The sequence below is a fragment of the Pseudophaeobacter flagellatus genome, assembly GCF_021228235.1.
GTDB lineage: Bacteria > Pseudomonadota > Alphaproteobacteria > Rhodobacterales > Rhodobacteraceae > Pseudophaeobacter > Pseudophaeobacter flagellatus.
On record NZ_JAJQRG010000002.1, the window covers coordinates 509,098 to 521,988 of the forward strand.

Here is a 12,891-nt window from a genome sequence, read left to right on the forward strand (position 1 = left end):
GGGATGTCCAGTGTGGCGTCAAAACAGTTCCTAAAAGGGGTGGAGCCGGGTAAAAGCTGATTTTAACGTGAGGAGTGAAACAGATGTCACAGGCCCTGATCGTCATTGATGTACAGAATGATTTTTGCCCCGGTGGCGCGCTGGCCGTGCCCGGTGGCGACGCGGTGGTGGCCCCGATTAATGCCATGATGGCAGATTTCGAAACCGTGATCCTGACGCAGGATTGGCACCCGGCGGGGCATTCCTCCTTTGCCAGTTCACATGCGGGGCGGGTGCCGTTCGATCTGGTTGAAATGGATTACGGCACCCAGGTCTTGTGGCCGGATCACTGTGTGCAGGGCAGCAGGGGCGCCAGTTTTCATGCGGATCTGGACACTGGCGGAGATTTGATTCTGCGCAAGGGGTTTCGCCGCAACGTTGACAGCTATTCGGGTTTTTTCGAAAACGACCAACAGACCCCAACCGGGCTTGAGGGCTATTTGCGGACGCGGGGCATCAAAGAGCTGACGCTGGTTGGCCTGGCGACCGATTTCTGTGTCGCCTTCACGGCGCTTGATGCTGCAAAACTGGGGTTTCATGTCACTGTCGAGCTTGCAGCCTGCCGGGCCATTGATCTGGACGGATCGCTGAATCGCGCTCTTGCAGAGATGCATGCGGCCGGGGTGCAGTTGCCGACTGGCCCAGCCTGATGCCCCGACGCGCCGACGCAGGCGGGCTTTAGGGAATTTGAAACATTACAAGCCTATGAATTTGGCATTGCGCGGAGGCAGCAGGCTGGCATGACTAGGGATCAGGAAGGTGGGGCTGTGACAGGACCACTGGACCTACACCACAAGAGATATAGCCCTGATGGGCTATTCCTGCGGTATGCCCGCGGTCAAATCGGAATATTCTGGTCGCGTATCGCTTTTTATGTCCTGGGTGGCCTGATTCTCTGGGGCAGTGTCTCGCTGCAGGCTGCTGCGATCGCCCTGGCGATTGCCCTTCTGGCCGAAGCGATCGAACGAGCGTGCCTGGGTCTGGCCTATAAACGGGTCAGCGCCGGTGCGCCCGGGCTGGTCTGGCGGCGGATCACCACCGGGACGGCCCTGCTGCATGGGGGCGCCTTGGCCTTTTGCGCCACAACACCCGTTTGGGGTAACGCCCTGATGGGAAGAGAGGCCAATCCGGATGAGATTGCCTCTGTTTTTACCATCTGCCTGTTGGTGGGAACCGCCATCAATGTTGGATTGGTGTTTCCCTATCACCGCCCGGCAGCGATTGCGCGGCTCACTATCTTTTCGCTGACGCCGGTGGTTCTGCTTGTTGTTGATATGGTTGATTTCGGCCGCCAGCAGGTACAGTTGCAGGTAGCCGGCCTAGCGGTTCTCTATGCTGGGTTGGGCTGGTTTTTGATTTTTGTGACCCGCAGTTTTGCCCGAAGCCGGAGCATTCTGCTGACCCAGGCGCTGCAACAGCAGGAACTGGAAGGGGCCTATGAACGCCTGGTTGAACAGCAGGCCGAAGCCAAAAAACTGGCCCTGGTGGCCCGTCATGCCAATGACAGCGTTATCCTTGTGGATCGAAATGGCGTGGCACAATGGGTGAATGAGGCCTTTACCCGTATTACCGGCCATAGCTTTGGCGAAACCGTCGGCCGCAACCTCGGGACGTTATTGAACCACCCTGACACCGATCCGGCCGCCATTCAGTTGATCGAAGACTGCCGGGCTGCGGCCCGCCCAATCCGGGTGCAGGTGTTGAACCGGCACAAGAAGGGCCACGGGATCTGGATCGAAACCAATCAAGTGCCGATCCAGAACCACAAAGGCGAGGTGACCTCTTATATCGCCATTGAACGGGACATCACGGCGACCAAACAAAACACGCAGCAGCTGGACGATGCCCGCCGTGCCGCAGAAGAGGGCGCGCGCGCCAAATCGGATTTCCTGGCCACGATGAGCCACGAGATCCGCACCCCGATGAATGGGGTGATCGGCATGGCGCAACTGCTGGAAGAAACCGACCTGGATGAGGATCAGAAGCTTTATTCCGATACCATTCTCAGCTCTGCCCGGACGCTGCTGGCCCTGATCAATGATATTCTGGATCTGTCAAAGCTAGAGGCAGGGCAGATCACCTTGAGCCCAACAAATTTTGACCTGCAGGCCTGTTTTGACGAGACCGTGCGCCTGCTGCGCAGCCAGGCCGAGAACAAGGGGCTGGAGCTGATCGTCGAGCAGGATGCTGGTCTGCCGAGATCTCTGCATGGGGATGATCACAGGCTGCGGCAAATTCTGATCAATCTGGTGGGCAATGCCATCAAGTTCACCGAAAAAGGCCGGGTCAAGATATCTGTCGAGGCAGAGCCCACCAAGGATGCGGGCGTATTGCTGCACTGTGCGGTTTCGGACACCGGCATTGGCATCCCAAATGATATGCTCACCGGGATTTTTGAGCGCTTCTCGCAGGCAGATGCGGCCATCAGCCGCCGCTTTGGCGGCTCGGGACTGGGGTTGGCGATTTCGCGACGTCTGGCAGAAGCCATGGGCGGGCGGATTGCCGTCAGCTCGGAAATCGGGGCGGGGTCCTGTTTTACGCTGGTCTTGCCATTTGACGGTGCCACTGACGGCGTTGAAGTCGCACCGCCGCTGGTACCAGACGCGGTGAGCAGCCAGGATGAGCTGACCGGGCTGCGGCTCTTGGTGGCCGAGGACAATCGGGTCAATCGCCTGTTAATCCAGAAATTCCTGAAAGACGCTGATCTGGAGCTGGAATTTGCCTATGATGGTGCCGAGGCAGTGGACAAGGCAGAGCATTTCAAGCCGGATATTATCCTGATGGATGTGAGCATGCCGGTGATGGACGGGCTGGAGGCGACGCAGATCATCCGGTCCTGGCCGCAGCCGCAGCCGGTGATCATCGCATTGACGGCAAATGCCTTTGACACCGACCGCAAGGCCTGCCTGGCAGTTGGCATGGATGAATTTGTGACCAAGCCAGTGAATAGAAAACAGCTGCAGGATGTCCTGGCCACCTATTGGGGTGACCGGGCGCGGCGGCCACGCGCGGGCTGATCGGCACACCCCGATTGCCTTGCCCTGACTGGCGGCCTAGCCTATCAATCCTTGACCCAACTTGCATGAGGCCGCCGGTGGATATCGCAACCCGCGTCTACAATCATAAATGGAAGATCGATCCGATCATCCGGTCGTTGATTGATACAGACTTTTACAAACTTCTGATGTGCCAATCTGTGTTCCGCAACAAGCCGGACACCCAGGTGACATTCTCGCTGATCAATCGGACGACATCGGTGCCGCTGGCCCGGCTGATCGACGAAGGAGAACTGCGCGAGCAGCTGGATCATATCCGCTCTTTGTCGCTGTCGCGTGGCGAAAGCACCTGGCTGCGCGGCAATACCTTTTACGGTAAGCGCCAGATGTTCCGTTCGGATTTTATGGAATGGTTTGAAGGCCTGCGCCTTCCGGCCTATCATCTGGAACGCATCGGCGATCAGTATGAGCTGACCTTTGAAGGCAAATGGCACGAGGTCATGCTCTGGGAAATCTCGGCACTGGCGGTGCTGATGGAGCTGCGCTCGCGGGCGGTGCTGAACGATATGGGCCGGTTCGAATTGCAGGTGCTCTATGCCCGCGCCATGACCCGCGTCTGGGAAAAGATCGAGCGCCTGCGCGATATCGACGGGCTGAGTATTGCCGATTTTGGCACTCGCCGCCGTCATGGGTTTCTTTGGCAGGATTGGTGCGTGCAGGCGATGCGCGAAGGGTTGGGCAGTAAATTCACCGGCACCTCCAACTGCCTGATCGCGATGCGGCGCGAGGTCGAGGCTATTGGTACCAACGCGCATGAGCTGCCCATGGTCTATTCCGCCCTGGCGGCGGATGATGCAGCCTTGGCGCGCGCGCCCTATGACGTGTTGTCTGACTGGCACGACGAACACGAAGGCAACCTGCGTATCATCTTGCCCGATACCTATGGCACCCAGGGGTTTCTGGATCATGCGCCCGACTGGCTGGCCGGCTGGACCGGCATCCGCGTCGACAGCGGCGACCCGGCCGCCGGGGCAGAGGTGGCGATCAAGTGGTGGCAGGATCGCGGTGAGGATCCGCAGGGTAAGCGGGTGATTTTCTCGGATGGTTTGGACGTGGACAAGATCGCCGAACTACAGGGGCAATTTTCCCACCGCACCAAGGTTTCCTTTGGCTGGGGCACCCTGCTGACCAATGATTTCCGCGGGTTGGTCCCGAAGGATGCGCTGGCGCCCTTCTCATTGGTCTGCAAGGCGGTGTCCGCCAATGGCCGTCCCACCGTGAAGCTGTCGGATAATCCGGAAAAGGCCATGGGCCCGGCAGATGAAATCGCCCGCTACAAACGTGTTTTTAAGGTCGGCGCGCAAGAACGCCTAGACGTGATCGTCTGATCGCGTTGTGCGTGGCCCGGCGGGTGCTGTTTTGGGGGAGTAAAGGAATGACGGCTGAGCGAACAGAGCCGACATTAGCGCTTTCAATTGCTGCGGCTGCTTTCGACAAATGAAGTCATCACCAAGCCGATCCTGTACTTTTGCATGCGCATGCCTGGTCACGCATTCAGTACGGTATCGGGAAGAAAACCAGCGCTGTCGGCCACTGACATTGATTTTTTCCCTTGTTTCCTGTATCAATAAATAGACGGACCAAGAAAACCTGCATGAAGCCGGGTTTGAAGCGAGTGCTGGAACATGATGTCCAAGCCGCCCGCAGGGTCCAAATAGACCAATCCGAACAGGGTGGTCGCAACCCACATCATTCAGACAGTTACTGCCGATTGCTTTTCAATCGCGGTAAAGAAGGAGCAGCATGACCAATTATGCACAAGCAAGAGTATCGAACCCTTCGCGCTACTTTGAAACACCGGATCATGTCCTAAGCGACGTAAAGCTCGGCCACGCTGACAAGGTGAAAATCCTAAAGTCGATGGCTGTCGATGCGGGGCAAAAGCTGGAGGCAACGTCTGAGGGCATGGCCGGATCAACTCCATCCTACAACGCGGAGGATCTACAGTCCGCCCTCGTTCATCTCGAAAACGTCAAAGATGTCGAAGGCGTAGAACCGACATAACCGTTCTTCTCACCTCATCTGTCAGAAAGCTCATGGCCGCAAAGCTTTTCGGTTTTGCGGCCAGAGCGGTGATTAGCCCGTTGAGCTAGGTCACAACATTGCACGCAAGTATTATTAGGAGACTACTCATGGCCAATCTGGCTAAAACAACCGTCTTTACGTCCAACACCCCCCCGAAAGAAACGCTGTTGGATAAGACGACGCGCATTGTGAGACGCATCACTGAAGACGAGGCCGAAATCCGTCATCAGAAGACAGTACGTCTTCGCAATGCGCGGATTGAGAGTGAAGCTGACACACCGGATGCGTCACCCACAAGCTGACATTCGTGGACTGCGCCGCGCCATAGGCGCGGCGCAAAATCTTTATCTGGGCGATTAACGGTTGTGCAGGGAAAAGAGCGGGGCTGGCCCCCGCCCTAGGGGCTTAGCCGTGATGGGCGGCCACGGTTTTCAGCTGGGAAAAGCCATACAGCGCTTCAAAGCCTTTTTCGCGGCCATGGCCGGATTTTCCGACCCCACCAAAGGGCAGCTCTACCCCGCCACCAGCACCGTAGTTGTTGAGGAACACCTGACCCGCATGCAGCTTTTTGGCCAGCCGCATCTGACGGGCGCCGTCGCGGCTCCAGACGCTGGCGACCAGGCCAAAATCGGTGGAATTGGCGATGGTGAGTGCCTCTTCTTCGGTGTCAAAGGGGATCAGTACCTGCACCGGGCCAAAGATTTCTTGCTGCGCCAGCGCGTGATCGGCGGGCACATCGGCAAACAGGGTGGGGCGTACATAGGCACCGGTGTCTGGTGCGCCCTCTACGATTTGCCCCTGGGCTGCTAGCTGCAAATCTGCGCCCTTGGCGAGGAAGCCCTCGACGATCTCTTTCTGGCGGTTTGAAATCAGCGGCCCAAGGCGCAGATCCTCACCTGCGGGGCCAACGGTCAGATCGCCATAGGCCTCGGCCATGCGGGTCTTGACCGTTTCATAGACACCGCGCTGTACCAAAATGCGCGAGGAGGCAGAACAGGTCTGACCCGCGTTCTGAATGCCTGCATTGACCAGAAACGGCAGGGCCGCGTCCAGATCGGCGTCGTCAAACACCAGTTGCGGGGATTTGCCGCCAAGCTCCAGCGTTACAGGCACCACGTTCTTCCCCGCTGCCTGCTGAACCAGTGCGCCGGTAGCCACCGATCCGGTAAAGGAGATATGATGCACGCTTGGGTGCGCGGTCAGTGCCGCCCCGGCCTCGGCCCCAAGGCCGGGCACCACATTCAGCGCCCCGGCGGGCAGGCCGGCTTCCTGGGCGATATGGGCAAAGGCCAGCGCGGTCAGGCAGGCTTCTTCTGCTGGTTTCAGCACACAGGCATTGCCCATGGTCAGCGCCGCCCCGACCGAGCGCCCGATGATCTGCATCGGATAGTTCCAGGGAACGATATGGCCAGTGACACCATGCGGTTCACGCAGGGTATAGACAGTATAGCCGTCCAGATAGGGAATGGTTTCGCCATGCACCTTGTCTGCCGCGCCACCGTAAAATTCGCAGTAGCGCGCCAGGGCGACGGCATCGGCGCGGGCCTGGGTCAGGGGTTTGCCCACATCCATGGCCTCAAGCGCGGCCAGCTCATCCACCCGTTCCAGCACCAGTTGGCCAATCCGGGTCAGGATGCGGCCACGTTCCAGCGCGCTCATCCGGCCCCAGTCACCTTCCAGTGCGGCCTTGGCGGCCTGAACGGCCGCGTCGATATCAGCGCTGGTGCCGCGGGCGATCTGGCACAGGGCGCTGCCGTCGGAGGGGTTCATCAGCGGCAGGGTTTCACCGCTGGTGGCGGGTTGCCAGTTGGCACCAATCAGGCACAGGCTGGGGTCGAACCAGAGAGGGCTTGCGTCAGGGGTCTGTTGATTAGGCATGTTCGGGTCCTGCAATGTCAAATGTGTAGCTTTTGGTCTGGTGTTCGGTAAAGGGCGCGCCAGTCTTCAAATCGCTGAGACCGGGCGTGAGGCTGAGGCAGGTGCCCCAGAAGGCGGCGGCCTGGGGGGAGTGTTTGGATATGCCCATGCGCCAGCGGCCGGGGAATTCCTGCAAGATCAGGCTGGCGGCCGCCTGGCCCAGTCCCTGGCGGCGCGACTGTGGCGTGATCCAGAATTCGGACAACTCGCGCCGGTCATCGGGCAGGTTCAGCACCAGCGCAAAGCCGATGCGGGCCGCCCCCTGGTGGATCCAGAAGGCGGTCACGTCGCGCCGGTTCAGCATCTGCTCGGCGCGTTTCACCGGATCAATCTTTGCCGCGGGGCTGACCTCGTGGAAGTAGGGGGTCAACACCGAGGCAAAGACGGCCTGTTGGCGCGGCAGTATCAGCGACAGGGTCACCATCAGGCCGCGCCCTGGTTTAGATCCGGCAGCTGCGGTGCCGCTGCGATCAGCGCGCGGGTATAGGGATGCTGGGGGGCGGCAAAGATCTCTTCCGTTGGGGCCGCTTCGACGATTTCGCCCTTTTGCATCACCAGACAGCGGTCGGTGATGGTCCGCACCACGCTGAGGTCGTGACTGATGAACAGATAGCTCAGCCCGTAGGCCTCGCAGAGTTCGGCCAGAAGATCGAGGATCTGTGCCCGCACTGATACATCCAGCGCCGAGACCGCCTCGTCAAACAGGATCAGTTCAGGCCGGGTGATCAGGGCGCGGGCAATGGCGATACGCTGGCGCTGGCCGCCGGAAAACTGGTGAATGTATTTCTGCGCGTCGTCGGATTTCAAGCCCACGGCGCGCAGGGTTTCAGTGATCAGATCGCTGCGGGCCATGCCCTTGGGTGGGTCGGTCAGGGTGTGAAAGGGTTCGGTGATCAGCCGGTCCACCCGGTGACGCGGGTTGAAGCTGCCAAAGGGATCCTGGAACACCACCTGCATACGGCGGCGGATTTCCGGGTTCTGTTCAGTGGTGATGGGCATCCCATCCAGGCGAATGTCCCCGCCTTGCAGCGGTTCCAGCCCCAAAATCGCCCGTGTCAGGGTCGATTTTCCGCAGCCGGATTCCCCCACCAGCCCCAGGCGTTCGCCCCGGTACAGGGTGAAGGAGACCTCCTTGACGGCGCGAAAATGCTTGGGCTTTGCAAACAGCCCGTCGCGCGGCAGCGGGTAGTCACGGATGGCGCCAGACACCTCTAGCAGCGGCTGGGGGGCGGGGGCTTGCGGCAGCGTCACCTGGTGGTTGGAGGCGGCAAACAGCATTTTTGTGTAGGGGTGCTGCATATTGTGCAACAGCTCTTGTGTGGTGCCCGTTTCCACCAGCTCTCCGTGTCGCATCACCACGATGCGATCAGCGAGGTCCGCCACCACCGCCAGATCATGGGTGATGATCATCAGGCCCATGTCGAATTCGCGCACCAGATCGCGTAGCAGATCAAGGATCTGCGCCTGGGTTGTCACATCCAGAGCCGTGGTGGGTTCATCGGCGATCAGCAACTTGGGGCGCAGGGCGATGGCCATGGCGATGACCACCCGCTGACGTTGCCCGCCGGACAATTCATGCGGGAACCGGCCCAGTGGAAAGCGGTCTTCCGGCAGGCCGACCCGGTCCAACAGGGCACGGGCGCGGTCGCGGGCCTGCTCGGGGGACATCGCCTTGTGGATCAGGATGGTTTCCATCACCTGATCGCCAATGGTTTTTACCGGGTTCAGCGCGGTCATCGGTTCCTGGAACACCATGCCAATGTTTTTGCCGCGCATGCCGCACATCTGAGCCTCGCTGAAGTCCAGCAGGTTCTGGTCTTCAAGGTAAAGTGCTCCGCTTGCCTCGGCGGTGTCGGGCAGCAGGCCCATGACGGAAAAGGCAGTCATCGATTTGCCAGATCCGCTTTCACCAGTAACGGCGACGATTTCACCGGGGGCGACGGAAAAAGAGACGTCCTTGAGGATCTTAAAAGTACCGATGCGCAGGGATAGGTTGGAAATGTTCAGTAATGTCATCAGCGTGCGAGCCTCAGTTTGGGGTCAAGCCAGTCGCGCAGACCGTCGCCCATCAGGTTCAGCCCCAGCACCGTCACCACAATGGCAGAGCCGGGAATAAGGGCGAGATGCGGTGCAAAGCTCACCATGGTTTGGGCATCGGCCAGCATCCGGCCCCAGCTGGGGGTGGGTGGCTGCGCGCCTAGGCCCACATAGGACAGGCCTGCCTCGGCCAGGATGCCAAGGGAAAACTGGATTGTGCCCTGTACGATTAGCAGATTGGCCACATTGGGCAGGATATGTTCGCCCGATATGCGCGCCGCTCCCTTGCCTGAAACCTGAGCTGCCAGAATGAATTCGCGTTCCCACAGCGACAGCGCCGCACCGCGGGTGATGCGGGCAAAGACCGGGATGTTGAAAATGCCGATGGCGATAATGGCATTAATAGCACCGGCACCAAAGATGGCAGTTATCAGGATAGCGATCACCAAGGAGGGAAAGGCAAAGACCAGATCATTGGCCCGCATGATGCCTTCGTCGAGCAAGCTGCCTTTTTTGGCGGCGGCTGCCAGGCCCAGCGGCACCCCCAGCCCCATGCCGATGCCGACGGCCACCAGGGCCACGGCGATAGAGGTCCGCGCCCCCACCATGATCATGGAAAAGATATCGCGGCCAAAGTGATCGGTGCCCAGCCAGTGGGTGCCATTGGGTGTTTGCAGCTTGGCGGGAATATTCATCGCCGTGTGGTCAAATGGGGTCCAGACAAAGGAGACCAGCGCCGCCAAAACGACCACGCAGGACAGTCCCAACCCGAGGATAAGATTGCGGTTCATCGGTAGGCTCCTTTACGTGCGGCTGCGCAGGCGGGGGTCCACCAGCGCATAGGCAAGATCGACCAGAAAATTGACGCTGATTACGGCAAAGACCAAAAGCATCACAACGGATTCCACCACGATCAGATCGCGGGCGGAAATGGCCTGGAATACCAACCGGCCCAGACCGGGCAGGAAAAACACCTGCTCGATGATGATGGCCCCGGCCAGCAGAAAGGAAAACTGCAGCCCGATGATGGTCAGTACCGGAATCATCGCATTACGCAGCCCATGCCGCCACAGCGCCTGACGCCGTGTCAGCCCCTTGGCGCGGGCGGTTCGCATGAAATCTTCGCCAAGGATGTCGAGCAAGGCCGAGCGCATGACCCGTGCAAGAATTGCAGCCTGGGGCAGCGCCAGGGCAATGGCGGGCAGGGTCAGCGACTTCATCGCCGCGCCAAAGCCTTTGTCCCAGCCAGCAAAGCCGCCGGCCCCAAACCAGCGCAGGTTGATGGCAAAGATCAGAACCAGGATCATCGCAAACCAGAAATTTGGCACTGCGACGCCCAGCTGGGTGGCCCCCATCACTGCCATGTCGCCGGGCTTGCCGCGGCGTGCGGCGGCGTAGATCCCGGCGGGAAAGGCGATCAGCGTCGACAGGGTCAGCGCATAGATCGCCAGCGGCAGGGACACCCACATGCGATCAGCGATCATTTCTGCCACCGGGGTACGATAGGTATAGGACATGCCAAAATCGCCGGACAGCATACCGCCAACCCAGCCGAGGTAGCGCTGAAGCTTGCTTTGATCCAGCCCCAGTTCGGTGCGCAGGGCGGCAACGGTGTCTGGCTCGGCATTGATGCCCAGCATAAAGGAGGCCGGATCTCCCGGCGCGATCTCAATGACAAAAAAGATGACAAGCGAGGCAACTGCGAGGCTGATCGCCAGTGACAGCCCGCGTTTCAGTGCATAGCGTAGCATGGGTATTAGTCGCTCTTTGTGGGGCGTAGATAATCGGTGTCGCTGACGTGCTCCAGCCATTCGGCGGCAGAGCCATCAAGGCCTTCCTGGATGGCCAGATGCACCATGGCAGTGTCGGGAGCGGCCCCGTGCCAATGTTCCACGCCGGGCGGAATCCAGAGGGTATCGCCAGGGCGCATCAGGCGGGGCGCTTCATCGCGCAGCGCAATCAGGCCCAGGCCGCTGATCACCTGTAGGGTCTGTCCCAGGGGGTGGCTGTGCCAGGCGGTGCGTGCGCTTGGCGCAAAGCTCACCCGCAGGGCAGAAACACGGGCAGGGGCCGGGGCATCGATGATGGGATCAAGCCAGACATCGCCGGTGAACCACTGCGTCGGGGCTTTGCGGCTGGGGCGGCTGCCGGCCGGGTAAAGATCAATCATCACGTCTGTCCTGCAAGAGTAAGGCTGCCGGGCGAGAGATGTCGCGCCCGGCAGAAGAGCATTGTCCAGTTGCAGCAGAGAGCCCGGTCAGACCCTCTGCACATATGGGGGCTAGTCAGCCCAGTTGACGGCGGTCAGGTCAATGGCTTGGGTCGGCGCATTGGCCCAAAGTCCCTGTAGATCGGCCTTGGCCACGCTGAGAGAGGCCATCTGGAACAGGTATCCGTTCACATAGTCATTTGCGATGGTTTCCTGCGCCTGCTTGAGCATCGCCATCCGCTGATCGGGATCCGTGGTTGCGTTCAGGCTGGTCATCAACTCTTGGAATTCAGGATTGTTGTACTGAAAGTAGTAGTCCGGGCGGGCATAGATGCCGATGTCCATTGGCTCGGTATGGCTGACGATGGTGAGGCCAAAATCCTTGCCGCGGAACACGGTTTCCAGCCACTGGGCCCATTCCACATTGATGATTTCGGCCTCGATGCCGACCTGTGCCAGCTGGGCGGCGATGATTTCGCCACCACGACGGGCATAGGAGGGCGGCGGCAGGTGCAGGGTGGTCTTGAAGCCATCCGCCAGACCGGCCTCGGCCAGCAGCGCCTTGGCCTGTTCCGGGTCATAGGCGGACTGGCCGGTCAGATCGACATAGGCGGGATGATGCGGGGCAAAATGGCTGCCAATGGGGGTGCCATAGCCAAACATGGCACCGTCGATGATCGCTTGACGGTCGATGGCATGGGCCAGCGCTTGGCGCACCCGCAGATCATCAAAAGGCGCCTGCTTGTTGTTGGTCGACAGGATTGTTTCCCCCTCGGTCGAACCTACCAGAACCTGGAAACGCGGATCGGCCTCAAACTGGGGCAGGTTTTCCGGTGCCGGGAAGCTGGCGAAGGCGTCCACATCCTCGGCCATCACTGCAGCAAAGGCGGCGGTAGGGTCCGAGATGAACTTGAAGGTGGCGTTGTCGAGCACAGCAGGGGTGCCCCAGTAGTTGGCGTTCTTTTCCAAGGTGATGCTGTCGCCCTGCACCCAGCCCGAGAATTTGAAGGCACCAGTGCCCACAGGGCTGGTCTTGATGTCATCGATGCTCTCGGGGGCAACAATCACGGCATCGCCCCAGGCCAGGTTGAACAGCATGTTGCCATTGGGTTCGCTCAGGGTGATGTTAACCGTTTCGGGGTCGATCACATCGACGCTGGCGATATCGGCAAACAGGGCCTTTTGCGCATTGGTGCTGTCTTCGGCGCGGGCGCGGTCCAGCGAGAATTTCACATCTTCGGCGTCCATGCTGCTGCCATCATGGAAGGTGACGCCACTGTTCAGATGAAAGGTATAGCTCAGCCCGTCTTCCGAGATTTCCCAACTTTTGGCGAGGCCCGGCACAACCGACCCATCGCCCATAAACCGGGTCAGCCCTTCAAAAACATTGGAATAAAGCACCTGGTCAATCGCCCCGGCGGCGGCGCTGGTCGGGTCAAGGTGGGGCGGCTCCAGCTGCAGTCCGATGATCACGGAATCCTTGGCCGAGGCTGCGCCGGCGATCAGTGCCAGTGTAGAGCTAGCGGCAAAAACGATTGATCTGAATGTCATTTTCCAGTTCCCTTGTTGCGATGGGTCCCCTGTTGTCGGGGGCTTTGCGCTAAGGTT

The 12,891-nt window shown here is 59.9% G+C and carries 12 protein-coding genes; 5 read left to right on the top strand and 7 right to left on the bottom strand.

Going from position 1 to position 12,891, the window contains the following annotated elements; genetic code table 11:
* The first annotated feature begins 83 nt into the window (after positions 1–83).
* The 5 genes from pncA to LRK71_RS05940 all read left to right on the top strand — a co-directional run bounded on the left by pncA (position 84) and on the right by LRK71_RS05940 (position 5,422).
* A complete protein-coding gene (gene pncA / locus LRK71_RS05920; protein ID WP_232401797.1) occupies positions 84–689 on the top strand; it encodes a bifunctional nicotinamidase/pyrazinamidase in 606 nt (201 codons plus the stop codon).
* Between the two features lie 90 nt (positions 690–779).
* Positions 780–3,056, top strand: coding sequence for a hybrid sensor histidine kinase/response regulator (locus LRK71_RS05925; protein ID WP_232401799.1), 2,277 nt, complete (start codon positions 780–782; stop codon positions 3,054–3,056).
* Between the two features lie 77 nt (positions 3,057–3,133).
* Positions 3,134–4,423 carry a nicotinate phosphoribosyltransferase gene (gene pncB / locus LRK71_RS05930; protein WP_232401801.1) on the top strand — a complete coding sequence of 430 codons (1,290 nt, stop codon included), beginning with the start codon at positions 3,134–3,136 and terminating at the stop codon, positions 4,421–4,423.
* Between the two features lie 415 nt (positions 4,424–4,838).
* Positions 4,839–5,099 carry a hypothetical protein gene (locus tag LRK71_RS05935; protein WP_232401803.1) on the top strand — a complete coding sequence of 87 codons (261 nt, stop codon included), beginning with the start codon at positions 4,839–4,841 and terminating at the stop codon, positions 5,097–5,099.
* 128 nt (positions 5,100–5,227) lie between these two features.
* On the top strand, positions 5,228–5,422 hold the full coding sequence (locus LRK71_RS05940) for a hypothetical protein (protein WP_232401805.1): 195 nt from the start codon (positions 5,228–5,230) through the stop codon (positions 5,420–5,422).
* Between the two features lie 103 nt (positions 5,423–5,525).
* On the opposite strand, the gene LRK71_RS05945 is transcribed toward LRK71_RS05940, so the two are convergent.
* From LRK71_RS05945 to LRK71_RS05975, 7 genes are all read right to left on the bottom strand, one after another.
* Positions 5,526–6,998 (bottom strand): aldehyde dehydrogenase family protein, encoded by a 1,473-nt coding sequence (locus LRK71_RS05945; RefSeq protein WP_232401807.1) that lies wholly within the window; start codon positions 6,996–6,998, stop codon positions 5,526–5,528.
* Positions 6,991–7,461 carry a GNAT family N-acetyltransferase gene (locus tag LRK71_RS05950; RefSeq protein ID WP_408635977.1) on the bottom strand — a complete coding sequence of 157 codons (471 nt, stop codon included), beginning with the start codon at positions 7,459–7,461 and terminating at the stop codon, positions 6,991–6,993. The genes LRK71_RS05945 and LRK71_RS05950 overlap by 8 nt, the downstream gene beginning before the upstream one ends.
* The gene (locus tag LRK71_RS05955; RefSeq protein WP_232401809.1) at positions 7,461–9,053 is read right to left on the bottom strand and encodes an ABC transporter ATP-binding protein; all 1,593 of its coding nucleotides are present in this window, start codon (positions 9,051–9,053) and stop codon (positions 7,461–7,463) included. The genes LRK71_RS05950 and LRK71_RS05955 overlap by 1 nt, the downstream gene beginning before the upstream one ends.
* On the bottom strand, positions 9,053–9,865 hold the full coding sequence (locus tag LRK71_RS05960) for an ABC transporter permease (RefSeq protein WP_232401811.1): 813 nt from the start codon (positions 9,863–9,865) through the stop codon (positions 9,053–9,055). Before LRK71_RS05960 ends, LRK71_RS05955 begins: the two co-directional genes overlap by 1 nt.
* A 12-nt stretch (positions 9,866–9,877) precedes the next feature.
* Positions 9,878–10,825: an ABC transporter permease gene (locus LRK71_RS05965; RefSeq protein ID WP_232401813.1), complete on the bottom strand. Its 948-nt coding sequence runs from the start codon at positions 10,823–10,825 to the stop codon at positions 9,878–9,880.
* A gap of 5 nt (positions 10,826–10,830) precedes the next feature.
* Positions 10,831–11,244: a (R)-mandelonitrile lyase gene (locus LRK71_RS05970; RefSeq protein ID WP_232401815.1), complete on the bottom strand. Its 414-nt coding sequence runs from the start codon at positions 11,242–11,244 to the stop codon at positions 10,831–10,833.
* A 111-nt stretch (positions 11,245–11,355) separates the two neighbouring features.
* On the bottom strand, positions 11,356–12,834 hold the full coding sequence (locus LRK71_RS05975; protein WP_232401817.1) for an ABC transporter substrate-binding protein: 1,479 nt from the start codon (positions 12,832–12,834) through the stop codon (positions 11,356–11,358).
* Positions 12,835–12,891: the final 57 nt, after the last annotated feature.

Bases quoted from the DNA above. Each gene is read 5' to 3' on its own strand.
- pncA (WP_232401797.1), top strand. From the start codon at position 84: ATGTCACAGGCCCTGATCGTCATTGATGTACAGAATGATTTTTGCCCC.
- LRK71_RS05925 (WP_232401799.1), top strand. From the start codon at position 780: ATGACTAGGGATCAGGAAGGTGGGGCTGTGACAGGACCACTGGACCTA.
- LRK71_RS05935 (WP_232401803.1), top strand. From the start codon at position 4,839: ATGACCAATTATGCACAAGCAAGAGTATCGAACCCTTCGCGCTACTTT.
- LRK71_RS05940 (WP_232401805.1), top strand. From the start codon at position 5,228: ATGGCCAATCTGGCTAAAACAACCGTCTTTACGTCCAACACCCCCCCG.
- LRK71_RS05945 (WP_232401807.1), bottom strand. From the start codon at position 6,998: ATGCCTAATCAACAGACCCCTGACGCAAGCCCTCTCTGGTTCGACCCC.
- LRK71_RS05950 (WP_408635977.1), bottom strand. From the start codon at position 7,461: ATGGTGACCCTGTCGCTGATACTGCCGCGCCAACAGGCCGTCTTTGCC.
- LRK71_RS05955 (WP_232401809.1), bottom strand. From the start codon at position 9,053: ATGACATTACTGAACATTTCCAACCTATCCCTGCGCATCGGTACTTTT.
- LRK71_RS05960 (WP_232401811.1), bottom strand. From the start codon at position 9,865: ATGAACCGCAATCTTATCCTCGGGTTGGGACTGTCCTGCGTGGTCGTT.
- LRK71_RS05965 (WP_232401813.1), bottom strand. From the start codon at position 10,825: ATGCTACGCTATGCACTGAAACGCGGGCTGTCACTGGCGATCAGCCTC.
- LRK71_RS05970 (WP_232401815.1), bottom strand. From the start codon at position 11,244: ATGATTGATCTTTACCCGGCCGGCAGCCGCCCCAGCCGCAAAGCCCCG.
- LRK71_RS05975 (WP_232401817.1), bottom strand. From the start codon at position 12,834: ATGACATTCAGATCAATCGTTTTTGCCGCTAGCTCTACACTGGCACTG.